At 64.0% G+C, this 21,897-nt stretch carries 21 protein-coding genes and 1 tRNA gene; 11 read left to right on the plus strand and 11 right to left on the minus strand.

What is annotated here, in order from left to right; genetic code table 11:
- Position 1: 1 nt before the first annotated feature.
- Together MTR66_RS00405 and rsmD are read left to right on the plus strand one after the other, a co-directional pair.
- Positions 2-907, plus strand: a complete 906-nt coding sequence (locus tag MTR66_RS00405; RefSeq protein WP_243916950.1) for a pseudouridine synthase — start codon at positions 2-4, stop codon at positions 905-907.
- A complete protein-coding gene (rsmD, locus tag MTR66_RS00410) occupies positions 904-1,458 on the plus strand; it encodes a 16S rRNA (guanine(966)-N(2))-methyltransferase RsmD (RefSeq protein ID WP_243916952.1) in 555 nt (184 codons plus the stop codon). Before MTR66_RS00405 ends, rsmD begins: the two co-directional genes overlap by 4 nt.
- A gap of 15 nt (positions 1,459-1,473) precedes the next feature.
- On the opposite strand, the gene MTR66_RS00415 is transcribed toward rsmD, so the two are convergent.
- Entirely contained in the window at positions 1,474-1,746 is a 273-nt protein-coding gene (locus MTR66_RS00415) for a hypothetical protein (protein ID WP_243916953.1), read from the minus strand.
- Positions 1,747-1,873: 127 nt separating this feature from the next.
- Positions 1,874-2,461: a hypothetical protein gene (locus tag MTR66_RS00420; RefSeq protein ID WP_243916954.1), complete on the minus strand. Its 588-nt coding sequence runs from the start codon at positions 2,459-2,461 to the stop codon at positions 1,874-1,876.
- Positions 2,462-2,577: 116 nt separating this feature from the next.
- On the opposite strand from MTR66_RS00420, the gene MTR66_RS00425 reads away from it, so the two are divergent.
- Entirely contained in the window at positions 2,578-4,878 is a 2,301-nt protein-coding gene (locus MTR66_RS00425) for an ATP-dependent helicase (RefSeq protein ID WP_243916955.1), read from the plus strand.
- A gap of 11 nt (positions 4,879-4,889) precedes the next feature.
- Here MTR66_RS00425 and MTR66_RS00430 read toward each other — a convergent pair whose 3' ends face one another.
- The 3 genes from MTR66_RS00430 to MTR66_RS00440 form a co-directional block, all read right to left on the minus strand.
- Positions 4,890-6,314, minus strand: a complete 1,425-nt coding sequence (locus MTR66_RS00430) for a carboxylesterase/lipase family protein (RefSeq protein WP_243916956.1) — start codon at positions 6,312-6,314, stop codon at positions 4,890-4,892.
- A gap of 70 nt (positions 6,315-6,384) precedes the next feature.
- Positions 6,385-7,716 (minus strand): DEAD/DEAH box helicase, encoded by a 1,332-nt coding sequence (locus MTR66_RS00435; RefSeq protein ID WP_243916957.1) that lies wholly within the window; start codon positions 7,714-7,716, stop codon positions 6,385-6,387.
- Positions 7,717-7,885: 169 nt separating this feature from the next.
- Positions 7,886-8,488 (minus strand): hypothetical protein, encoded by a 603-nt coding sequence (locus MTR66_RS00440; RefSeq protein ID WP_243916958.1) that lies wholly within the window; start codon positions 8,486-8,488, stop codon positions 7,886-7,888.
- A gap of 134 nt (positions 8,489-8,622) precedes the next feature.
- On the opposite strand from MTR66_RS00440, the gene MTR66_RS00445 reads away from it, so the two are divergent.
- A complete protein-coding gene (locus MTR66_RS00445) occupies positions 8,623-10,044 on the plus strand; it encodes an FAD-binding oxidoreductase (protein WP_243916960.1) in 1,422 nt (473 codons plus the stop codon).
- Positions 10,045-10,158: 114 nt separating this feature from the next.
- Positions 10,159-10,929: a SapC family protein gene (locus MTR66_RS00450; protein ID WP_243916962.1), complete on the plus strand. Its 771-nt coding sequence runs from the start codon at positions 10,159-10,161 to the stop codon at positions 10,927-10,929.
- Between the two features lie 270 nt (positions 10,930-11,199).
- Here MTR66_RS00450 and MTR66_RS00455 read toward each other — a convergent pair whose 3' ends face one another.
- On the minus strand, positions 11,200-12,153 hold the full coding sequence (locus MTR66_RS00455) for an N-formylglutamate amidohydrolase (RefSeq protein WP_243916963.1): 954 nt from the start codon (positions 12,151-12,153) through the stop codon (positions 11,200-11,202).
- Positions 12,154-12,301: 148 nt separating this feature from the next.
- Here MTR66_RS00455 and cpdR point away from each other — a divergent pair, with 148 nt between their 5' ends.
- Positions 12,302-12,676 carry a cell cycle two-component system response regulator CpdR gene (cpdR, locus tag MTR66_RS00460; protein WP_243916964.1) on the plus strand — a complete coding sequence of 125 codons (375 nt, stop codon included), beginning with the start codon at positions 12,302-12,304 and terminating at the stop codon, positions 12,674-12,676.
- 112 nt (positions 12,677-12,788) lie between these two features.
- Positions 12,789-12,863 (plus strand) — tRNA-Val (locus MTR66_RS00465).
- Between the two features lie 43 nt (positions 12,864-12,906).
- On the opposite strand, the gene MTR66_RS00470 is transcribed toward MTR66_RS00465, so the two are convergent.
- Positions 12,907-13,668: a crotonase/enoyl-CoA hydratase family protein gene (locus tag MTR66_RS00470; RefSeq protein WP_243916965.1), complete on the minus strand. Its 762-nt coding sequence runs from the start codon at positions 13,666-13,668 to the stop codon at positions 12,907-12,909.
- A 135-nt stretch (positions 13,669-13,803) separates the two neighbouring features.
- Here MTR66_RS00470 and MTR66_RS00475 point away from each other — a divergent pair, with 135 nt between their 5' ends.
- Positions 13,804-15,033 (plus strand): NADP-dependent isocitrate dehydrogenase, encoded by a 1,230-nt coding sequence (locus MTR66_RS00475; protein ID WP_243916966.1) that lies wholly within the window; start codon positions 13,804-13,806, stop codon positions 15,031-15,033.
- Between the two features lie 145 nt (positions 15,034-15,178).
- On the opposite strand, the gene MTR66_RS00480 is transcribed toward MTR66_RS00475, so the two are convergent.
- The 3 genes from MTR66_RS00480 to MTR66_RS00490 form a co-directional block, all read right to left on the minus strand.
- A complete protein-coding gene (locus MTR66_RS00480; protein WP_243916967.1) occupies positions 15,179-15,328 on the minus strand; it encodes a hypothetical protein in 150 nt (49 codons plus the stop codon).
- Positions 15,329-16,146: 818 nt separating this feature from the next.
- Positions 16,147-16,746, minus strand: a complete 600-nt coding sequence (locus MTR66_RS00485) for a DUF6338 family protein (RefSeq protein WP_243916968.1) — start codon at positions 16,744-16,746, stop codon at positions 16,147-16,149.
- 362 nt (positions 16,747-17,108) lie between these two features.
- Positions 17,109-18,011: an AraC family transcriptional regulator gene (locus MTR66_RS00490; RefSeq protein ID WP_243916969.1), complete on the minus strand. Its 903-nt coding sequence runs from the start codon at positions 18,009-18,011 to the stop codon at positions 17,109-17,111.
- A gap of 148 nt (positions 18,012-18,159) precedes the next feature.
- Here MTR66_RS00490 and MTR66_RS00495 point away from each other — a divergent pair, with 148 nt between their 5' ends.
- A complete protein-coding gene (locus MTR66_RS00495) occupies positions 18,160-19,200 on the plus strand; it encodes an aldo/keto reductase (protein ID WP_243916970.1) in 1,041 nt (346 codons plus the stop codon).
- Between the two features lie 36 nt (positions 19,201-19,236).
- Here MTR66_RS00495 and MTR66_RS00500 read toward each other — a convergent pair whose 3' ends face one another.
- Positions 19,237-19,725 (minus strand): MarR family winged helix-turn-helix transcriptional regulator, encoded by a 489-nt coding sequence (locus MTR66_RS00500; protein WP_243916971.1) that lies wholly within the window; start codon positions 19,723-19,725, stop codon positions 19,237-19,239.
- Positions 19,726-19,823: 98 nt separating this feature from the next.
- Here MTR66_RS00500 and MTR66_RS00505 point away from each other — a divergent pair, with 98 nt between their 5' ends.
- Positions 19,824-20,990, plus strand: a complete 1,167-nt coding sequence (locus tag MTR66_RS00505) for an MFS transporter (RefSeq protein ID WP_243916973.1) — start codon at positions 19,824-19,826, stop codon at positions 20,988-20,990.
- 18 nt (positions 20,991-21,008) lie between these two features.
- Entirely contained in the window at positions 21,009-21,800 is a 792-nt protein-coding gene (locus tag MTR66_RS00510) for an alpha/beta fold hydrolase (RefSeq protein WP_243916976.1), read from the plus strand.
- Positions 21,801-21,897: the final 97 nt, after the last annotated feature.

Below are 21,897 nucleotides of genomic sequence, written 5' to 3' on the forward strand. Positions count from 1 at the left end.
AATGTCCAGACCACCTCAAAAATCGGGCGGCCCACGGCGCGGCGGCGATTCCCGCAATGGTTCGCGCAGCGGCGCCCCTGCTCGCGGGCCGCGCAGTGCTAGACCTTTCGGCCGGAATCCGGCAAAGACCGCTCCGACCCCCAAAGACCCCACACTTCCCGTTCGCGAAGGCGAGCGGATCGCCAAGCTGCTGGCCCGCGCCGGTGTCGCCAGCCGCCGCGAGGCGGAGCGGATGATTGCCGAGGGCCGCGTCAAGCTGGGCGAGGAGGTGATCGAGGCCCCCTCCACCGTTCTGACCAGCCTCAAGGGCGTGACGGTGGACGGCAAGCCGGTGAAGGAAGCCGAGGCTACGCGGCTGTTCGTGTTCCATAAGCCCTCAGGCCTCATCACCGCCGAACGCGATCCCGCCGGGCGGCCGACGATCTACGCCGCGCTGCGCAATGCCCTGCCGCCGGGAACCGGGCGAGTCATGCCGGTCGGCCGCCTCGACTTCAACACCGAGGGCCTGCTGCTGCTCACCAACGACGGCGAATTCAAGCGCCAGCTCGAACTGCCCGCAACCGGCGTGCCGCGCACGTACCGCGCCCGCGCTTTCGGGGCCGTGACGCAAGCCGATCTCGAAGGCCTGATCGAAGGAATCGAGATCGACGGCATCCGCTACGGCAAGATCGACGCCAACATGGAGCGCAGCAGCGGGCGCAACCGCTGGATCGAAATGACCCTGACCGAAGGCAAGAACCGCGAGGTCCGGCGCGTGCTGGAACATCTCGGGCTGGAAGTCAGCCGCCTGATCCGCACTGCCTATGGCCCCTTCCAGCTGCTCGACCTGCCCAAGGGCGCCGCCATCGAAGTCGATTCGAAGGCGCTCGAACGATTCCGCAAGACCTTGCCGGATGCGAAAGCATGAAGGGCGGCCTCAGGATCGTTGCGGGCGAATGGCGCGGGCGTAAACTCGCCACGCCCGAAGGCCACGCCACGCGCCCCACGGCGGACCGCACCCGTGAAACGCTGTTTTCGATGCTGAACAGCCGCCTCGGTTCGTTCGAAGGGCTGAAAGTGGCCGATCTCTTCGCCGGATCGGGCGCTCTGGGGCTGGAAGCGCTTTCGCGCGGGGCCGCGCATTGCCTCTTCGTCGATCAGGATGCCGCCGCGATCCGGGCGATCCGCCGCAATATCGCCGCGCTGCACGCGCAGCCGCGCAGCGACGTGCGGGCCAGTTCAGCGCTCTCGCTCGGCCCGGCGAAAGAGCCGCTGGACCTCGTTCTGCTCGATCCGCCTTATGAAACCGGCGCGGGCTCCGTGGCGATCGACAAGCTGGCCCGGCTCGGCTGGATCGGCGAAGCGACCTGGGTCAGTCTGGAAACCGCCAAGGGCGAAAATGTATCGATCAGGGGCTTCGAGGCCGAAGCCACGCGCGATGCCGGCAAGGCCCGGCTGCATATTCTGCGCCGGGCCTGAGGTTCCTGCTCTTTGTCAGGAGTCGCTGGCAAGCTGGCCCGGCCAGTAGCCGAGCGGAACATCACCGAAGCGCAAGCCTGCCTGACGCGGGTTGATGCATTCGTCCTGAACGCTGCCTTCGCAGACGGGATAGGCCTGCCCGTCGACACGCACTTGCGTCGCGCGGCCATGCGCGTCTCTGGAGAGAATCTGGGGGGTGGCCGGGGCAGCGGCAAAAGCGGTTCCGGCGATAGGCAATGCGGCGGTCGAAATGCTCAGGGCTGCAACGGTCAGGGTCTTTGCATTCATGGCGTATCTCCTCAAGAGATGCCCCCTGTCGCTGAAGAAATGCTCAGGCTGCGCAACGGTTCCCGCCTGCATGGCAGGAAGGGCGCCGCACGGCTCCGGCGCCCTTCCCTCCGGCTGCGCTAAGGCCTCAAGCGCCGCTGGGGTTGCGGCATTCGTCCTGCACGCTCTTCGAGCAAAGCGGATAGGCCTTGTTCATCGCCTGCGGCGGAACCGCGGCATCTGAAGAGCCTTGTGCCAGTGGCGTACCGTCCGATGAGGATTCATCCGGTCCGGCGGACTGGCCTGCACCGGCCTGCAAGGTGGAAAGCTGCTGCATGATCGAGGCCCAGACCTGTTCCTGCTGCTCGGCCGGAAGCGCGGCGACTTGCGCGCGCTGGTCCGGAGACAGCGCCCAGAAGGCCTTCTGCCGATCCGGAGCCAGGCTGGCGTAGTAGCTCTTGACCTCGGCGGGCCATGTGGCGAGTTCCGCCTGCTGGCCAGGCGTCAGATCCGCACCGGAGCCGGCATCATCCGGCGCGTCCATCGAACCGGAACTTTCCGGCGGCATGGTTTCGCCGGGCATAGCCTCGTCCGGCATCGTTTCATCGGGCATCGCCGACTGGCCGGACTCCACGCCCTGCGTATCGTCCGGCGGCGGCATGTCCTGCGCGATCAGCACGACTGGCGTGGCCAACAGGGCAAGCGCGCTCAACCCGGCAAAATGGATCTTTCGCATATCGTCTTCTCCTTGGGCAAACAGGTGAAGACCACGACGATTTAGCGGGGGCTTAGTTCCCCGGATGCGATGAAGCGGCCTTGCGCCACGCCGCACCGTTCCCTAGTTGTTCGCCTGTGAACGACCTGCAATCTCCCCAGCCCGCCGGTTCTGAAGACCCTCTGATCGAGGGCCTGAACGAGCCCCAGCGCGACGCCGTGCTGACCACCGAAGGCCCCGTGCTGATGCTGGCAGGCGCGGGCACGGGCAAGACCGCCGCGCTCACCCGCAGGCTGGCGAATCTGGTCCGCAGCCGCCTCGCCTGGCCGAGCGAAATCCTCTGCGTGACTTTCACCAACAAGGCCGCGCGCGAGATGCGCGAACGCGTGGGGCAGCTGATCGGGCCTGCCGTGGAAGGCATGCCCTGGCTCGGCACGTTCCACTCGATCGCGGCCAAGATGCTGCGCCGCCATGCCGAGTTGGTGGGGCTGCAATCCAATTACACGATCATCGATACCGACGATCAGCTCCGCCTGCTCAAGCAGCTGATCCAGTCCGAAGGCGTGGATGAAAAGCGCTTTCCCCCGCGCCAGCTCGCGGGCTGCATCGACCGCTGGAAGAACCGCGGCCTCAATCCGCATGACCTCGATGCCGGAGAGAACGAGGCCTATGCCAACGGCAAGGGCCGCCATTTCTACCAGATCTATCAGGACCGGCTGAAAGCGCTGAACGCCTGCGATTTCGGCGATCTTTTGCTGCACATGCTGAACATCCTGCGCACCCACCGCGACGTGCTGGAGCAATATCAGCAGCGCTTCAAATACGTGATGGTGGACGAATATCAGGACACCAATCAGGTGCAGTACCTGTGGCTGCGCCTGATCGCGCAAGGCCGCCAGAACATCTGCGTAGTGGGGGACGACGACCAGTCCATCTATTCATGGCGCGGTGCAGAAGTTGCCAATATCCTTCGGTTTGAAAAGGATTTTCCCGGCGCGAAAGTGATCCGGCTGGAGCAGAACTACCGCTCCACCCCGCAGATCCTCGCCGCCGCTTCAGGGCTCATCAACGAGAACAGCCAGCGCCTCGGCAAGACGCTGTGGACCGAGAAGCACCCCGGCGACAAGCTGCGCGTGATCGGCGTGTGGGACGCGCCCGAGGAAGCGCGCCGCGTGGGCGACGAGATCGAGCGGCTGGAGCGCGAAGGCGCCCCGCTCGACCAGATCGCGATTCTCGTGCGGGCGCAGTACCAGACCCGCGAGTTCGAAGACAGGTTCATAAGTATCGGCCTCAAGTACCGGATTATCGGTGGATTTCGCTTCTACGAGCGCGCCGAGATCCGCGATACCCTCGCCTATCTGCGCGTCATCGCCCAGCCTGCGGACGATCTCGCGTTCGAACGTATCTACAATGCACCCAAGCGCGGCCTTGGCGCCAAGGCGCTGGAAAAGCTGCACCTGCTGGCGCGCCGCCGGGGCATCCCGCTGGCTGCCGCCGCGATCGAGATCGCCGATACCGACGAACTGCCCGCCCGTGCCCGCAACACCTTCCTCGCCCTGATGCGCGACTTCGACCGCTGGCGCGATCTGGAGAAGACGGAGAACCCCGCCGACCTGCTGCGCACCGTCATGGACGAAAGCGGCTATACCGACGTTCTGCAGGCGGAAAAGACGCCCGAAGCGGCAGGCCGTCTGGAAAACCTCGTCGAACTGGCACGCGCCATGGAAGAATACGAGAGCCTTGGCGACTTCCTCGAACACGTCAGCCTCGTGATGGACAACGACGCCACGGCCGACGAGGAAAAGGTCACGATCATGACCATGCACGGCGCCAAGGGGCTGGAGTTCGACAACGTGTTCCTGCCCGGCTGGGAGGAAGGCGTTTTCCCCTCGCAGCGCTCGCTCGACGAAGGCGGCCTCGCCAGCCTGGAAGAGGAGCGCCGCCTCGCCTATGTCGCGATCACCCGCGCGCGGCGCAAGTGCACGATCCTGCATGCGGCCAACCGGCGCATCTATGGCCAGTGGACGAGTTCGATTCCCTCGCGTTTCATTGCCGAACTGCCCGAGGATCATATCGAGAGCGAAACCACGCTATCGGGTGGCGCCTCGCTGTGGCGGGCGCAGTGGTCCGAACATTCCGATCCCTTCGCCGACGTTGCCCGCGCCCAGCCCGCCCGCACCGCCACGCGCGGCCCGGGCTGGCAGCGCGCCGCGCGGCAGGACTACGATCCCAAGCCGCGCAAGATCGCCGAAAGCACCCGCAGCGCCGCCAGCTTCGCGGCCAAACCGCGCACCGACATCGTGATCGGCGCGCGCGTGTTTCACGAGAAGTTCGGGTACGGCACCGTGGCCGCGCAGGAAGGCAACAAGCTGGAAATCGACTTCGAACAGTCCGGTCGCAAGCGCGTGATCGACAGTTTCGTGAAAGCGGCAGGGTAGTTGCGGCGGGCTCAGTTCCCGCTTGCCGCCAGCGCATCCTCTATCTGATCGCGCCACGGGTCCGGGCCGTATTGCGCCGTGCCGTCCGGGGCGAAATCCATGATCGCGGCGGGATCGGCTTTCTGCTGGGGCCATTGCGGCAGGCCCGCCCCGTTGGGATCGCCGGTCTTCGCAAAGTTCACCATATAGGCGCTGATCGTGCGCCCCATCGCATCGTCGCGCGCGCTCGTTTCCGCTGCGTACTTCACCGCCTGCGTATCGAAGAAATAGGGAATGTCGGAGGCATGGCCCGCCCCCTTCCCCTGCTCCAGCGAACTGGCGACGTAGGAAAAGCGGTACTCCCACACCGGCGCGCCATGCTGTGAGATGATGCCGGAAAGCTCCCGCGCACCGGCGATCATCCCGCCCCCGATCCCGCCGATGTCATCGCTGGTAGCGCCGATGATCATCGGCACGTGATCGAACTTGCCCGCCTTGTAGGCCGCCCGCTGATCGACAGCGATACGCCCGTCGCTGAACGGACTGGCGAACGTGACGGGGCCCTTCGGCATGAACAGCGCCATGAGATTGAGCCCGTCGACGACCTCATCCGCCGGCAGCGCCCGCAGCTTTGCCAGCGCCTCGGGATCGTCCGCGGCAATGCCCTTGGACTGACCAAACGCCACGCTGACGGCCTCCGCGGAGGCCAGATCCGGCGTGGACAGCGCCGTGCCGTTACTGCCCGACATCGCGACGGCCTTTTCGAACAACCCCTCGGCCATCGGCGAAGTCACCAGATTGTGCACCGACATGCCGCCCGCGCTTTCGCCAATGATCGTCACGTTTTCGGGATCGCCGCCGAACGCCTCGATATTGCGCTGTACCCAGGCGAGCGCGGCGATCTGGTCCAGGAAACCGTAGTTACCGATCAATCCGTGGTCTTCGTCCGCACGGATCAGCGCCGGATGCGCGAAGGTCCCGAAACGGCCGACGCAGTAATTGAAGCTGAAGAACAGGACGCCCTGTTTCGCCAGTTGCGCGCCAGAATAGGTCGGCGGCGAAGCCCCGCCGTTCACGAAGCCGCCGCCATAGATCCACACGACCACCGGCAGCTTGCCCTGCGCCTGCGCCGGACGCCAGACATTGGCATAGAGGCAATCCTCAGCAGGCGGCGTTCCCAGGGGAGCGGCATCGCCATCGAACGGTTTCTGCATGCAATCATGGCCATAGGCGTCCGCCATCCGTACGCCGCTCCACGGCGCGACGGGCTGCGGTGCGCGCCAGCGCAGGTCACCCACCGGTGGGGCCGCAAAAGGGATACCCTTCCAGCTTAGCACCTGGCCTTCGGCCGTGCCTTGCAGCTTGCCGCTTTCCACAGCCGCCACCAGCGGCGCCTCTGCATCAGCCGTACCGGCTACGGTCAGTGAGACCGCAGCGGCGATAATCAATCTGGACATCATGGCCTTGCACGCTCCTTCTTCCCATCGGGCGCGCAAGTTTGCACGGGCTTAGCCCGTAAACAATCCGTCAGGCGATAGCGGACACGCTGAGAAATTCCGGAACCGGACCGTTCCAGCCATCATCGGCAGGCTCGTGCTCACGCTCGCGGCGGCGCGAACGGGCAGGTTCGTCAGCGGTTTCCTTGCGGGTCTCTTTCGCCGGAGCCTTTTCCCGCTGCGGCTTGCGCTCGCGCTTCTCGCGGACCGGAGCTTCCTCACGCACGGGCTCTTCGCTTTCTGCCTGGGCAGAAAATTCGAACAACGGAATCGCGCCGCCGGTCAGCTTTTCGACATTCTCGATCGCTTCAGCGTCCTCAGGCGCCACGAACGTGAAAGCCCGGCCCTTGGCGCCGCCACGGCCAGTGCGGCCGATGCGGTGCACATAGTCATCCGGGTGCCAGGGCGTGTCGAAATTGAAGACGTGGCTTACGCCCTTCACATCGAGGCCGCGTGCAGCAACATCCGAAGCGCACAGAATGTTGACGTCACCGGCCTTGAACCGCTCCAGCTCCGCCAGACGGGCGGGCTGATCCATATCGCCATGGATTTCGCCAGCCGCGAAACCATAACGCTTCAGGCTCTTGGCGAGTTCACGCACAGTGCTCTTGCGATTGCAGAAGACGATCGCCGTGGAAACATCATCAGTGCGCAGCAGGTGACGCAGCACTTCGCGCTTCTTGCGCGCGTTCACGGCCACCTTGTGCTGGACGATATTGGTGTTCGCCGTCGCCGGACGGGCCACCTCAATATATTTGGGGTTCGACAGGAACCGGTCCGCCAGCTTTTTGATGACGGGCGGCATCGTCGCAGAAAACAACAGCGTCTGGCGGTTGACCGGCAGCTTCGAACAAATCGTCTCGATATCGGGGATGAAGCCCATGTCGAGCATCCGGTCCGCCTCATCGATCACCAGCAGTTCGCAGCCGGTGAGCAGGATCTTGCCGCGCTCGAACAAGTCCATCAAACGCCCCGGCGTCGCAATCAGCACATCGACACCTTCGGACAGGGTCTTCAGCTGATCGCCCATCTGCACGCCGCCGATCAGCAGCGCCATCTTGAGATCGTGGTTCTTGCCGTACTTCTCGAAATTTTCGGCCACTTGCGCGGCGAGTTCGCGGGTCGGCTCCAGAATCAGCGACCGCGGCATCAGTGCCCGGCGGCGCCCGTGTGCCAGGATGTCGATCATGGGCAGCACGAAGCTGGCGGTCTTGCCGGTGCCGGTCTGCGCGATTCCGATCAGGTCCTTCATCATGAGGACCGGCGGGATGGCTTGCGCCTGGATCGGAGTCGGCTCAGTATAGCCTGCGGTTTCAACCGCTTGCAGCAATTCGTCAGACAGGCCGAGATCGGCAAAGCTCATAGGCTGTATATTTTCCGGAAAATCGAGAGTGGGAGCACCTTACAGGTTCGGAACCGGAATTGACATCCTGCCCGCAAACCATGGGTACGATTGCGGGCGCCCTATGCGCCAAAGGATACCAAAGTCAAGGATTTCCGCTCCAGTCCTGCAATTCGGGCAAGCGCCTGCGTCAGCGGCCGTCCTCAACCAGCCGCCGGATGCGCGTCAATTTGCAGTTCATTCCACTGCGCGAAAGCAGCGTGTCGCGGTCCACGCAAAGCTGGCCGTCTGGCGTGCGCGAAAGGTAAAAGCCGGAATAGAAGTCCCGCGCCCGGCACGAGCGCTCCAGATCGGCAGCGACCAGCCGCCCATCGCGCATATAAAGCAGCAGGCGGCTCCCCCGGCTGGGTTTCACCCCCGCAATCCCCGCGATCGGCAGGCACTTGCCAATCTTGCGTTCCTTGAAATGCACGCTGTAATCGCTGTCGGGCGCGTCGGCAGACATGTCCGGCCGCTGCCGAAGTGCGGTCCTGGGCGTAATCCGGATCTCCATGCGCTGTTCAATGCGCACCTGCCGGGCTGGCTGCGGCTCGGCATCCTGCCGCATCCGGCCCGCTAAAGGCCCCTGAGGCACAAAGTCCCGGGCGCGAGGCTGCGAGACGTAGTCCAGGCGCCCGCCCTGCACTTGCTGCTCCGGCAAAACGGCTTTTCCGGCCTCCACGCCGCCCCCTGATGCGCCCGCTGCAGGAAGCAGCAGCGCAGCCGGATAGAGCAGAACGGAAACGAAATTCATGCTTGAGCAGCCCCCGGGACATGGCCATGCCGTTCCCGCTGCCATAGCGCAAGACCTTGAACCGGTGCTTAACTCGGCAGGATTTGCACTGTGAGAGGATGAAACCTGCGTCCGGCTGTGCCATATCGCGCGGCATGACTACATCTGCAGATTTTCTGGAAGAAGCCGCCGCCTGCCTTGGCCCGCGCGGCCTCACGCGCGACTTGGACCTTGTCGAACCCTGGCTGACCGACTGGCGCGGCCGTTTCACGGGCCGGGCACGCGCCATGGCCTCGCCCGCCAGTACGGAAGAACTCTCCCGCATCGTCCGCCTGTGCGCCGAGCACAACGTGCCGATCGTCCCGCAAGGCGGCAACAGCGGCATGTCAGGTGGCGCCACGCCCGACGAATCGGGCGACGCCCTGCTTCTGTCGCTGCGGCGGATGAACGCGATCCGCGAGATCGACATCGAAGCACGCCGCGTCACATGCGAAGCAGGCGTCGTACTGCAGACATTGCACGAAGCCGCTGAGGACAAGGGGCTTCGCTTCCCCCTGACGCTGGGCGGCAAGGGGTCCGCGACTGTCGGCGGCCTGATTTCCACCAATGCAGGCGGATCGCAGGTCCTGCGCCACGGATCGATGCGCGCGTTGGTACTGGGCCTTGAGGCCGTTCTCGCCGATGGGCAGGTCTTCTCGATGCTCACGCCGCTGAAGAAGGACAACCGCGGCTTCGATCTCAAGCAACTGCTGATCGGCTCCGAAGGCACGATGGGGATCGTCACCGCTGCCACCCTCAAACTGTTGCCTGCGGTTGCCGAACGCGTTGTGATCTGGGCCGGACTGCCCTCGCTCGCCGCAGCCCGAACCCTGCTGCTCCATTGCGAGGACAGCGCGGGCAATGCGCTGGAAGGCTTCGAGGTGATGCCGCAGGCCTGTCTCGATGCCGTGCTGGCCCACCTGCCCTCGGCCCGCGCCCCGCTGTCAGGCCGCCATGCCTGGCATGTGCTGATCGAAGTCGTGGCCGACCGCGCCTCCGCCGCAACCTTGCGCGAACGCTGCGAGATGATGATGGCCGAAGCGTTCGAGAAGGACCTGCTGGAAGATGCCGCGATGTCCGCCAGCGAGGCGCAGGCGGAAGCCTTCTGGCTGCTGCGCGAGTCGGTCGCCCCGGCCGAACGCGAACGCGGCCCCGCCGTGCAGCACGACATTTCCGTGCCGGTGGAGAAAATGCCCGAATTCGTCGATACCACCGCTCCCATGATCGAAGCGGCATGGCCCGGCACCGAGGCCGTGGCCTTCGGCCATCTGGGCGACGGCAACGTGCACTATCACGTCATTGCCCCCAAGGTGACGGATGGGCTGTCCTGGCAAAAGAACGAAGGCAAGGCGATCAGCCGCTACGTGCATGATCTCGTGACCGAATGGGGCGGCTCGATTTCGGCCGAGCACGGCATCGGACAGCTCAAGCGCGACGAACTGGTCCGGCTTGGCGATCCCGTTGCCCTGTCGATGCTGCGTGCGGTCAAGCAGGCACTCGATCCGCAGGGCCTGCTCAACCCCGGCAAACTCGTCTGACGGCACCGCCGCCACAATCCCCGGCAGGGTAAGGCACGTGCTTGCGCGCGCCCTACCCTGCCTCTAAAGCGGCACCACGATATCCAATACTTTATATGTCCGGAGATTAACGCGATGGCCACCGCGCCGCAAAACCCTGCCCTTCCCCTGTTCTACAAGGATCTCGTCCCGCTCAATTCGCAGCAGCACGCGAATTGGAAGACGCGGGCCACAGACAAGGCCACCTGGCTCATCGGCGTCAATTCGATCCCGCTGACCGTGGAAGAATTCCCGCAGGCACAGCGCAATTTCCCGATCATCTTCACCACGGGCGACAATCCGATCCCGCTGGCGCTGATGGGAATGAACGAAGGCATCAACGTCTTTGTCGAGGAAGACGGCACGCTCAACACGCCGGTCTACATCCCGGCCTATGCGCGCCGCTATCCCTTCATGCTGGCCAAGCTGAGCCCCGAGAACGAAGAGCTTTCGCTCTGCGTCGATCCGAGCAGCGACCTCGTTGGCGAAATCGAGGAGGGCCAGCCCCTGTTCGACGGCACCGAGCCGGCCGAAGCCACCAAGAACATGCTCAAGTTCTGCGAGAACTTCGAGATCGCGGGCACCAAGACCGGCAATTTCATGGCCGAGCTCAAGAAGCACGACCTGCTGATGGACGGCGAGCTCAACATCGACACTGGTGACGGCAAGCCGTTCAACTATCGCGGCTTCCAGATGATCGACGAAAACAAGCTGCGCGAAGTGCGCGGCGACGTGCTGCGTCAGTGGAATCAGAACGGCCTGCTTCCGCTGATCTATGCCCACTTGTTCTCGCTGGAACTGGTACGCGACATTTTCGGCCGCCAGATGGCTCAGGGCAAGATGCCGCAGCCGGTTGCTACCGCCTGATTTATATAGATATTTCAGAAATTCGGGCGGAAGTTATTGCAGAATTGTCACACTTCCGCCCAATCTGATTGAGACTGCAAAGCAGCGCTGGACAAACACAGCCAATTTTGCATCCACGAATCACTTGAATGTCGCTTCAGGTATGCGTATGCTGGCATGGCCTGATCGGCGCTACCCTCATGGCCCGGTTGGGTTGGTGCACATCGTGCACCTCCTCCCTGAACCTTGGCCACCTCGCGCGATGCGCGGGGTGGTTTTTTATTGCGCGGGTTATTCCGCAGCCAGCGGCCAGCCTTTCCCGCCCTGCTCCTGCCCCATGTCCGACACGACACCGGCAAGCCTGCGCACCAGCGTGCTGATATCCTCTACCATGGCCGCCATCCCTTCGCCCGGCTCGGCAAGACCCGCATCCAGATAGCAGCTCCGGTCGATCTCGATCTGCAGCGCATGAATGCCCTTGCGCGGATCGGCATGGCGCTCCAGCACATATCCGCCTGCATAGGGGCGGTTGTGCGCGGCCTCCCGCCGCAACACCGCCATCTGGGAAAAGGCTGCCCCGATCAGCCGGCCATGGCAGGCAGCCCCGAAACGATCCCCGATCACCACTTCAGCCGGAGGCATGCCACCCCGGGCAGGAAGCGGCGGCATCGAATGCAGATCGATCAGCAGCGCCGCGCCCCACCTGTCGCGCAGATCGGCCAGCGCGCGCGCCAGCGTGGCATGGTAGGGGGCGTGGATACCCTCGATCCTGCGGGCCAGTTCCGCACTTTCCATCCGGCGGCGCCACAATTCCCCCATCCCCGCCAATCGCCGGGGAATCAGCCCCAGACCGCTGCGGACCCGGCGGCTGGATGGCCTCACAGCGCCTGCGGGACGGTCCGCCTGGGCGAACATATCCCAATCGACATCGTCGGGCGCCCGGTTGAGATCAATCATCGCCCGCGGGGCATTGGCTACCAGGAGACCGGCTCCGGTTTCCCGCGCGACACCTTGCGCCAGCCGGTCGGCATAGCGGTCTTCCAACCGCAGCACGGCCGATTCGGGATGGCGCATATCGTGCAGCAAAGCGCGGGAGTAGGCCCGCCCGCCATGGGGCACCGCAATCAGAACCGGGATCGCCGAAGGTTCGCTGGCATGCAGAACGAAAGCGGGAATCCCCGGAGCCCCGGGAATCCACCCGCGGCCGCAGCCTTGCGAATCATTCTCGCCCGAACCATCATTCATCATGGGAAGCTGGCTTTTTCATCTTGCCGAGTCAAAGCGTCCCGTTCCCGGTCAGTCCCGAATTCGGGCAAGAATGTTAACTCACAAAACGCTATATACAGCCTAACAGCACAGCCCTAGTCGCAAGCAGCAATCTGGAATTCACGCAATGATCCGCATCCTCCTCGCCGAAGACGACCAAGCCATGCGCACGTATCTGGCGCGGGCGCTGGAAAATGCCGGCTATGATGTGGTTGCCGTCGATTGCGGCTCGGAAGCCCTGCCCCATCTTGAGAGCGAGGAATTCGACCTGCTGCTGTCGGATATTGTCATGCCCGGGATGGACGGAATCGAGCTGGCCCAGCGCTGCGCTGAGGTTTCGCCAATGACCAAGGTCATGTTCATCACCGGCTTCGCGGCCGTCACCTTGCGCGCCAGCCGCGAGGCACCCCAGGCGAAGGTCCTGTCCAAGCCCTTCCACCTGCGCGACATCGTGATGGAAGTGCAGCGCGTTTTCGGCCTCAGCGCCCACGCCCAGCTCTGACGAAAATTTTCCGGCCCAAAGCGCTTGCATCGATAAAATCCCGACGCTAAAGGGCCAGTCCTCCGAACGGGACAGCCTTCACCGGATGACCACTCGGACGCTCGAATGGAATGGGCGTATAGCTCAGTGGTAGAGCACTATGTTGACATCGTAGGGGTCGCAAGTTCAATCCTTGCTACGCCCACCATTCCTAAGAAAACCCGCCGCGCAAACGGCGGGTTTTCTGCTTTCTAGCACCCTTTCCATTCCGGCTTGCGCTTCTCGGCAAAGGCACGCGCGCCCTCTTTCGCGTCTTCCGAAGTGAAGACATGCGCGACGTAGGGATTCTGGTGCGTGTTGATATCCTCGACCGGCCAGAGCCACGAATCGCGCACGATGGCCTTGGAGGCCGCAACCGCCAGCGGGCCATTGGCCACGATCATCTCCGCCAGATCGCGCGCAGCCTCTATCGCCGGGCCTTCGGTCACGCGATTGATCAGCCCCAGTTCGAAAGCCCGCATCGCCCCGATCGCCTCACCGGTCAGCGCCAGTTCCATCGCGAGCGGGCGCGGCAACAGGCGCGGCAGTTGCACGAGGCCGCCGCCCGCCGCGACCAGCCCGCGTTTGGCTTCCGGAATACCGAACCGGGCGTCCACGTTCGCCACGATAAGATCGCACGCAAGCGCCAGTTCCATGCCCCCCGCCAGAGCATGGCCATCCACCGCGGCAATCACCGGCTTGTTCGGCGTCCACGTCGTGATCCCGCCGAACCCGCCGCGCGCATCGACCGGAAGCTCGCCGCGCAGGAAGCCCTTGAGATCCATCCCCGCACAGAACGTGCCCCCGGCCCCGCTAAGGATCGCACAGCGCAGGTCGTCCTCGGCATCGAGCCGGTTCATCGCCGCCGCAATCGCCTCCGCCGCGGCCTTGGTCATGGCATTGCGCGCCTCGGGACGGTTGATCGTCACTTCCAGCACACCGCCGCGCACGGCGGCCAGCACCTCTTCACCCATGCAATCCTTCCTCCCTGCGATTTGTGCCAGGCTGGCGCCGTGAACACGGCCTGTAAAGCCGATACTTGCCTTGCTAAGCGCAATCAGCGTGCCTAAGAGACGCCCAAATTCTCGTCCCCAGTGGAGCTTTCGCGAATGGCAAAGATCAAGGTTGTAAACCCCATCGTCGAGATGGACGGTGATGAAATGACACGGATCATCTGGCAGTGGATCCGTGAACGTCTGATCCTCCCCTACCTCGATATCGACCTCAAGTATTACGACCTCTCCGTCACCAAGCGCGACGAGACCGACGACCAGATCACCATCGACGCCGCCAACGCCACCGCGCAGTATGGCGTCGCCGTGAAGTGCGCAACGATCACCCCCGACGAAGCCCGCGTCGAGGAATTCAGCCTCAAGAAGATGTGGAAGTCGCCCAACGGCACGATCCGCAACATCCTGGGCGGCGTCGTCTTCCGCGAGCCGATCGTGATCAGCAACGTGCCCCGCCTGGTCCCGGGCTGGACCGATCCGATCGTCGTCGGCCGTCACGCTTTCGGCGACCAGTACAAGGCCACCGACACCCTGATCCCCGGCGCCGGCAAGCTGCGCCTGGTGTGGGACGGCGAAAACGGCGAGAAGATCGATCTCGACGTGTTCGATTTCCCGAGCTCGGGCGTCGCCATAGCGATGTACAACCTCGACGAATCGATCCGCGACTTCGCACGCGCCTCGTTCAACTACGGCCTCAACCTCGGCTGGCCGGTGTACCTGTCCACCAAGAACACGATCATGAAAGCCTATGACGGCCGCTTCAAGGATCTGTTCCAGGAAGTGTTCGATAGCGAAGGCTTCGCCGAGAAGTTCAAGGCCGCCGGCATCACTTACGAACACCGCCTGATCGACGACATGGTCGCCTCGGCGCTCAAGTGGTCGGGCAAGTTCGTCTGGGCCTGCAAGAACTACGACGGCGACGTCCAGTCCGACACCGTCGCGCAGGGCTTCGGCTCGCTGGGCCTGATGACCTCGGTGCTGATGGCGCCCGACGGCAAGACCGTGGAAGCAGAAGCCGCCCACGGCACCGTCACCCGCCACTACCGCCAGCACCAGCAGGGCAAGGCGACCTCGACCAACCCGATCGCCTCGATCTTCGCCTGGACCCGCGGCCTCGCCTATCGCGGCAAGTTCGACGGCACGCCCGAAGTCGAGAAGTTCGCCCACACGCTGGAAAAGGTCTGCATCGAAACCGTCGAAAGCGGCAAGATGACCAAGGACCTCGCCCTGCTGATCGGCCCGGACCAGAGCTGGATGACCACCGAGCAGTTCTTCGAGGCGATCGTTGAGAACCTCGAAAAGGAAATGGCAGCGCAAGGCCTCGGCTGAGCCCACTAGCCTGACGGCTTTTCAAGGCCCCCTTCCGGCAACGGGAGGGGGCTTTTTCATGCGCGCCGCCCTTTGGGTGGAAGTTTGCGAACTTCGCCCATAGCGGCCACCGCAAGTTCTATGAAAATCGAGGAACCTTAGAGAGTTACGCAGGCCAGAACTTCACCGCGCCCACGCGCGATTTCGGGGAGAAAACAACCATTTCAAAGAGCAGGGCAAGCAGATGCCGCGCGCAGTATGACAGGCCGGTGCCGTGTAGGAAAACGGCAGGAGAAAAGAAGAATGCGAGGGCCATCGCCCTCGCGCTCCCCATACTGGGCGGCGTTGTGCGCGCGGCTTGGCAATGGCGGAAATGGGCTGTGAAAGGACCAAAAGGTTTTGAACAGCGACGGTCAAATAGCCTCCCTACCCACCGACAAAACTGCCATTGGCGGCCCCGATCCGCTCACCAAAACCTGTCGTTGGTCACGTATTGCAGGCCCTTAGAAACGGTAGGAATCGAGCTATCAAGTTAACCGGTAGAACGATGAGTTTGTTCGGGGAGGCTGACCTTGAGGCGGCAGTAACCAGCGGTTGACAGACTTGCGCCGTAGCACTGACGTCTGGAGTAGTACGTTTTGTCGACTACCAAATGACAAGAGGTATGTGAAACCTCCTATAAAGGTGAGCCTAAACGGAAGAGTGAAATATGGCCCCCTCTGCCATTGTTACCATTAAGTGCAACATATAGAATCGAGCCGCGTGTCTGCTATCACTTCTTGCCACTGCCGCCTTGGCTCGGAGGTGTGCCCGGACCAGAACCGCCCTGTCCAGTTGTGGGTTGATGTCCAGCCTGCCCTGGATTGGAGGGGGTAGTAGATACTGGCTGATGCCCATTGCTAGCGATGGTTGGGCGCGGTGTATCTTTAGACATTCTATTCTCCTTCACTTCAAAATCTACTTTTTGGCGCTGCTGCCTTGGCTTGGAGGGACAGGCGGCGGTGTAGAAGGCTCACTCGTGTCCACCGTGCGCAGAGGTGAGGGCTGAAAACCCTTTTCCAGAGGCTGATAACCAAATTTGCCCGAGTCATTATTATGAGAACTGGTATCGTCAGGCTTGCTCATCTATATTTCCTAGTTAGCTGAAAGGAACTCTAAGGACTGCAATTCACCATGCGCAATCCAAACACTACTATTTCGAGGTATCCAAGTCTGCCCATCCTCTCCGGCATCGTAGACATATTCTATAAACAGGTCTCTTTCTGCTGGATCAGATGACATAAAAGACCCAGCGCTAAGATAACCTGCCCAACGAGTATTGTCCTTGAGCGTCACATGAACCCAGCATTCACTGCATCCGCCAAATCGCCAATCCCATGCGCTCTTCACAGGGTGCACGGTGCTCAACCCTAGGCGGTTTACCAACTTTTTCGTCCACCCCTTCCGGACATTCAGACCGAGTAGCAAGCCAAGCGCAGCGGGCGCTACAAACAACAGAGCGAACCACGCCGCCCAAAACCAACCATCAATTCTGCCCGAGAGGTAAAGAGGCTGAGCAATCGGGAATGCTATCGCATGATAGACCAGAGATAGTGTGAGATAGGAAATGGCCCCCTCAGACACCGATGGGAGACGGCCTGCAAGGAATTGCGCCCGAAAATATAGGGCGATGATCCCTGGCACAGAGAACATCAAGAAAAGTGCTAGGGTTTCCGGCTTGAGGATTTCCACCATGTCGCCCTCCAAGAGCACAAATGTAGAACAAACATAGTTAAACGCAATACCGACTTGCAGTTATCCCCAACCCGAATTGTTTGTGTTCGAAACCTGCACACACCGCGAATGCAAAACTTTGTCCACACCTGAAGTCGCAACCATGTCTCGAGCGCTACGTCAAGCAGATTTAATATCAATTATACTATTGAAATATATATGATAATTGCGCCTTCAAGGCAGAATTCAGACCTGCGACCTTTTGCCTCAAAACCGCTGTGCTATCAGGCTGAACGAAGGGGCCCTCTCTTTGTCTTCGGTTCAAAGTCCGGACAGTTCTCTTCATTCCTAGCCTCAACGAACGACCAGTTCTGCGCACGCCCCTACCCCTCAACCCCCACCATAATCCCCGACCGCATCACCGCCGCATCCCGGCCCGGCGGCTCGCCGAACTGGCGGCGGTAGTCGCGGCTGAACTGGGAGGGGCTTTCGTAGCCGATCGCATAGCCGACCGAGGCGACTTCGGCGCCGTCGGCCAGCAGCAGGCGCCGGGCCGCCTGCAGGCGGATCTGCTTCTGGTACTGCACCGGGCTCATGCCCGTGGCGGCGCGGAAGTGGCGGTGGAAGCTGGCGAGGCTCATCCCTGCCCGCGCGGCGAGATCGGGCACGCGCAGCGGCTCGTCGAAATGGTTGCGGATCCATGTGACCACGCGCGCGATGCGGGCCATGCGGCTGTCGGCCAGGCCGATCTGGCGCAGCATGGCGCCATGCGGGCCGTTGAGCAGGCGCCAGACGATCTCCCGCCGGATGAGCGGCGCCAGCACGGCAAGATCGCGCGGCGCGTCCAGCAGTGCGAAGAGCCGTTCGAGCGGATCGAGCAATTCCGCGTCCAGCGCGCCGATCGCCACGGTGGTCAGCCCCGCCGCCTCCGGCGCGGTGTGTCCCTCCTCCAGCACCAGATCGGCGATCATGGCCGGATCGATTTCCAGACTGAAAGCCATGTAGGGCTTGTCCGGGCTTGCCTCGGCAATCTGGGCCGTCGCGGGCAGGTCCATCGAGGCGATCAGACACTTGCCCTTGTCGTAACGGAACATCCGCTCCCCCACGAAACTGCGCTTGGCGCCTTGCAGCACGGCGCAGAACGAGGCGCGATAGACCAGATGGATCGGATCGGACGGCTGGTTCTCCACTCTCAGGCTCAGGCCCTCCAGCGGCGGCTCGTGGCCAAAACGCGTCCATTGGCGGTGCAGCAGGGCCTGCAGGCGATCGAGGCGGGAATCCGGCATAGTGCCACTCTACCCGATGGCCGGGACAGCGGAAGGGGCGAACGGGCCGGGTGAGAGAATCGGGCAAGAGTTTGCGACGATCTGCGTCGTGAAGCGGCCTGCCGCGGCCTATCTGGTTGAGGCACCCCCACCCTTGAAAGGACTATGCATGCAATACCGTCAGCTCGGCCCCAGCGGGCTCTTCGTTTCGCAGCTCTGCCTCGGCACCATGACCTTCGGCGGCAGCGAGGGCATGTGGGGCCTGATCGGCCAGCTCGGCCAGAGCGAGGCCGATGCGCTGGTGAAAGCCGCCGTCGATGGCGGCGTCAATTTCATCGATACCGCCAATGTCTATGCGGGCGGCGAAAGCGAGCGCATCCTCGGCACCGCGATCCGCAATCTCGGCCTTTCGCGCGACGATCTGGTGATCGCGACCAAAGTGCTGGGCCCGATGGGCGAAGGCCCCAACATGCGCGGCGCCTCGCGCAAGCACATCATGGACCAGTGCAAGGCCAGCCTCGCCCGGCTGCAGCTCGACTATATCGACCTCTATCAGATCCACGGCTTCGATCCCGCCACGCCGATCGTGGAAACGCTCGAAGCGCTCGATACGCTCGTGCGGCAGGGGCATGTGCGTTACATCGGGCTGTCCAACTGGGCGGCCTGGCAGATCGTCAAGGCTATCGGCATCGCGCAGGCGCGCGAGGTGGCGCCGATCCTCTCGCTCCAGGCCTATTACACGCTGGCGGGGCGCGATCTGGAGCGCGACGTGGTGCCGATGCTGAAATCGGAAGGGCTGGGCCTGATGGTCTGGAGCCCGCTGGCCGGCGGCCTGCTTTCGGGCAAGTACAGCCGCGAGGACGAACAGTCGGGCGACGGGCGCCGCGCCGCGTTCGACTTCCCGCCGGTGAACCGCGACCGGGGCTATGCCGTGATCGACGCCATGCGGCCGATCGCTGCCGCCCACGGGGTGAGCGTCGCGCAGATCGCGCTGGCCTGGCTGCTGCATCAGGATGCCGTGACCAGCGTGATCATCGGCGCCAAGCGGCCCGATCAGCTCGCCGACAATCTCGCTGCCGTCGATGTCCGCCTCTCCGCGGAGGAACTGGCGGCGCTCGATGCCGTGAGCGCCCTGCCCGCCGAATATCCCGGCTGGATGCTGGAACGGCAGGGCGAATACCGCGCGCATATGATGGCGGACGGCCAGTAAAACACCGGGAGCCCGGGCCGCACTGGCGGTCCGGGCTTACCGCGTTTGCAGCGCGAGCAGCTTTTCGAGCAGCCGGGACAATTCGCGCTGCTCCCCTTCATCGAGCCCCGCCACCACCGATTGCAGATTGGCGGCGTGGGCCCCTATCGCCCGGTCTATCAGCGCGATCCCTTCCGCCGTCAGCGAGACCAGCGTGCCGCGCTTGTCCGCCGGATTGGGACGGCGCGCCGCCAGTCCGGCCTTTTCCAGCCGGTCCAGGCGGTTGGTCATGCTGCCCGAGGAGATCATCGCGGCCTCGTAAAGGTCGGTCGGCGTCAGCGCATAGGGCGCGCCGCTGCGCCGCAGCGTCGCCAGCACGTCGAACTCCCCCGGTTGCAGCCCGAAGGAGGCGAACAGGGGATTGAGCCGGTCGCGCGTGATGACATGCGCCGCCTCTCCCAGCCGCCCCAGCAGCACCATCGCCTGCGTATCGATATCCGGCCTTTCGCGTGCCCACTGGCTGGCCGCCTGCATTGCCCTGTCCATCTCGCCTCACTTATCTTGACGTAAAGATAAATATCTCTACATCGAGATATATGCAAAGCGCGGGCGCCGGGCAAGGCGTCTGCGGTGAGGAGTCCGTCATGTCCCGTTTCCGCCCCGGCTGGATGTTTCCGGCCGCGATCCTGCTCGTGGGTATCAACCTGCGCCCGGCAATTGCCGCCATCGGCCCCTTGCTCGACATGCTGCAACGGGACACCGGCCTTTCGGACACCGGCGCCAGCCTGCTGACGACGCTGCCGGTGGCGCTGATGGGTGCCTGCCTGCTGATGGCCGGGCGGCTGCGTCGGCTGCTGGGAGACCGGATGGGTATCGCGCTGGGCGTGGCGCTCGTGCTCGCCAGCGATCTCATGCGCTGGCTCTGGCCCGGCGCGGCGAGCCTGCTGCTGACGGCCATCGGCGCCGGGATCGGCGTGGCGGTGGTGCAAGCGCTGATCCCCGCCATGATCCGCAGCCATGCCGGGGCGCGCACGGCCGGGCTGATGGGCCTCTATTCGACCGCGATCATGGGCGGCGCGCTGATTTCGGGCGTCGCCAGCCCGTGGGTGGCGCAGGCGGGCGGCTGGCCGATGGCGCTGGGCATCTGGGCCCTGCCCGCGCTGGCGGGCTGTGCGGTGTGGCTCAAGGCCACGCGCAGGCTCGCCGAGCCGCCTCGCACGGCCTCCGTCCGGGGCGCGTACCGCAGCCTGCGCGGCTGGACGCTGCTGGCCTTTTTCGGGCTGGGCACCGGCGCCTACACGCTGGTGCTGGCCTGGCTGCCGCCGTTCTACACCCATCTGGGCTGGTCCGCCGAAAAGGCCGGAGCCTTGCTGGGCGCCGTGACGTTCGCCGAAGTGGCGGCGGGAATGGCCGTCTCGGCATGGATCGACCGCTGGCCCGACCGGCGCGGGGCGCTCATTCTGGCGATTGCCGCGCTGCTCGCCGGGCTTCTCTGCCTGAGTCTGGCGCCCCTGGCTCTCGCATGGCCTGCGGCGATGCTGGCCGGGCTCGGCATCGGCGCGCTGTTTCCTCTCTCGCTGATCGTGGCGATGGACCATGGCGAAAGCGCGGGCGAAGCGGGCGCCATCGCGGGCTTCGTGCAAGGCGGCGGCTATGCGCTGGCGGCAATCCTGCCGCTGGCGGCCGGGCTGCTGCGCCAGCATCTCGCCGACCTCACGCCCGCCTGGTGGCTGATGGCCGGGCTGTGCCTCGTGCTCGGCCTGATCGCCATCCGCCTGCGCCCGGGCACCCGCATCGTTCTCCACCCCTGAAACCGCAAGGAGCCAATCATGGGCACTTACATGGCGGGAAGCCGCCGCAATTACGCTATCGAGTTCGGCGAAGGCCGCCCGCTGCTGCTGCTGCACGGGATCAGCAACACCGGCCGGGCCTGGGCCCCGCAAGTCCCCGCGCTCGCAGGCGCAGGCTACCGCGTCATCGTGCCGGACCATGCCGGGCACGGCGCCTCGGCGCCTGTGACCACGCCGTTCGGCGTCAGCGAGCTGGCCGACGATATCGAGATCATGCTGGCCGCAATGGACATCGCGAACTGCGATATCGTCGGGCTCTCGCTCGGCGGCATGGTCGCGCTGGAACTGGCATTGCGGCGCCCGGAGCGGGTCGGGCGGATGATCGTGGCCAACAGCTTCGACTGCACCGCCACCCCCACCTTTGCCGGTCTGGCCGAAAGCTGGGCGCGCACGTTCGAGCAGCCGCAAGGCCCGCTCCGGCGCTTCGAGGCGAACTGGCCCTCGCTGGTCTCCCCCGCGTTTCAGACCACGGCCGAGGGACTTCGCACCTATCAGGTGTGGCACGCGCTGGCCGCCGTTGCCGACGGTCCCTCTCTCGCCAACGTGTCGCGCGGGATCACCACGTTCGACGTGTCGCAGCGGATCGCAGAGCTGGCCATGCCCACGCTGTTCATCGCGGGCGGGCTCGACGGCATGTCCCCGCCGGACCTCGGCCGCGCCTTGGCCGAGCGCGCGCCGCAGGGTGAGTTCAGCCTGATCGGGGAGGCTGCGCATATCTCCAACGTGGATACGGCGGACGCCTTCACCCGGCGCGTGCTGGAGTTCCTTTAGGCTCTCTCTGCATTCAGCCCATGGCGGACAAAGCCCCCTCCTCTTCAGAGGAGGGGGTTGGGGGTGGTGGCGTGCCGCCAGCACTGCGCCGGGACGC

Origin of the sequence: Novosphingobium beihaiense, assembly GCF_022832375.1 — a bacterium.
Classification (GTDB): domain Bacteria; phylum Pseudomonadota; class Alphaproteobacteria; order Sphingomonadales; family Sphingomonadaceae; genus Novosphingobium; species Novosphingobium beihaiensis.

Excerpts from the sequence above, each read along its gene's own strand:
- MTR66_RS00415 (WP_243916953.1), bottom strand. The coding sequence starts at position 1,746 with ATGAATGCAAAGACCCTGACCGTTGCAGCCCTGAGCATTTCGACCGCC.
- MTR66_RS00455 (WP_243916963.1), bottom strand. The coding sequence starts at position 12,153 with ATGAATGATGGTTCGGGCGAGAATGATTCGCAAGGCTGCGGCCGCGGG.
- MTR66_RS00440 (WP_243916958.1), bottom strand. The coding sequence starts at position 8,488 with ATGAATTTCGTTTCCGTTCTGCTCTATCCGGCTGCGCTGCTGCTTCCT.
- MTR66_RS00430 (WP_243916956.1), bottom strand. The coding sequence starts at position 6,314 with ATGTCCAGATTGATTATCGCCGCTGCGGTCTCACTGACCGTAGCCGGT.
- MTR66_RS00490 (WP_243916969.1), bottom strand. The coding sequence starts at position 18,011 with ATGCCGGATTCCCGCCTCGATCGCCTGCAGGCCCTGCTGCACCGCCAA.
- MTR66_RS00500 (WP_243916971.1), bottom strand. The coding sequence starts at position 19,725 with ATGGACAGGGCAATGCAGGCGGCCAGCCAGTGGGCACGCGAAAGGCCG.
- MTR66_RS00510 (WP_243916976.1), top strand. The coding sequence starts at position 21,009 with ATGGGCACTTACATGGCGGGAAGCCGCCGCAATTACGCTATCGAGTTC.
- rsmD (WP_243916952.1), top strand. The coding sequence starts at position 904 with ATGAAGGGCGGCCTCAGGATCGTTGCGGGCGAATGGCGCGGGCGTAAA.
- MTR66_RS00435 (WP_243916957.1), bottom strand. The coding sequence starts at position 7,716 with ATGAGCTTTGCCGATCTCGGCCTGTCTGACGAATTGCTGCAAGCGGTT.
- MTR66_RS00450 (WP_243916962.1), top strand. The coding sequence starts at position 10,159 with ATGGCCACCGCGCCGCAAAACCCTGCCCTTCCCCTGTTCTACAAGGAT.
- MTR66_RS00495 (WP_243916970.1), top strand. The coding sequence starts at position 18,160 with ATGCAATACCGTCAGCTCGGCCCCAGCGGGCTCTTCGTTTCGCAGCTC.
- MTR66_RS00505 (WP_243916973.1), top strand. The coding sequence starts at position 19,824 with ATGTCCCGTTTCCGCCCCGGCTGGATGTTTCCGGCCGCGATCCTGCTC.
- MTR66_RS00445 (WP_243916960.1), top strand. The coding sequence starts at position 8,623 with ATGACTACATCTGCAGATTTTCTGGAAGAAGCCGCCGCCTGCCTTGGC.
- MTR66_RS00485 (WP_243916968.1), bottom strand. The coding sequence starts at position 16,746 with ATGGTGGAAATCCTCAAGCCGGAAACCCTAGCACTTTTCTTGATGTTC.
- MTR66_RS00475 (WP_243916966.1), top strand. The coding sequence starts at position 13,804 with ATGGCAAAGATCAAGGTTGTAAACCCCATCGTCGAGATGGACGGTGAT.
- MTR66_RS00480 (WP_243916967.1), bottom strand. The coding sequence starts at position 15,328 with ATGGCCCTCGCATTCTTCTTTTCTCCTGCCGTTTTCCTACACGGCACC.
- cpdR (WP_243916964.1), top strand. The coding sequence starts at position 12,302 with ATGATCCGCATCCTCCTCGCCGAAGACGACCAAGCCATGCGCACGTAT.
- MTR66_RS00470 (WP_243916965.1), bottom strand. The coding sequence starts at position 13,668 with ATGGGTGAAGAGGTGCTGGCCGCCGTGCGCGGCGGTGTGCTGGAAGTG.
- MTR66_RS00420 (WP_243916954.1), bottom strand. The coding sequence starts at position 2,461 with ATGCGAAAGATCCATTTTGCCGGGTTGAGCGCGCTTGCCCTGTTGGCC.
- MTR66_RS00405 (WP_243916950.1), top strand. The coding sequence starts at position 2 with ATGTCCAGACCACCTCAAAAATCGGGCGGCCCACGGCGCGGCGGCGAT.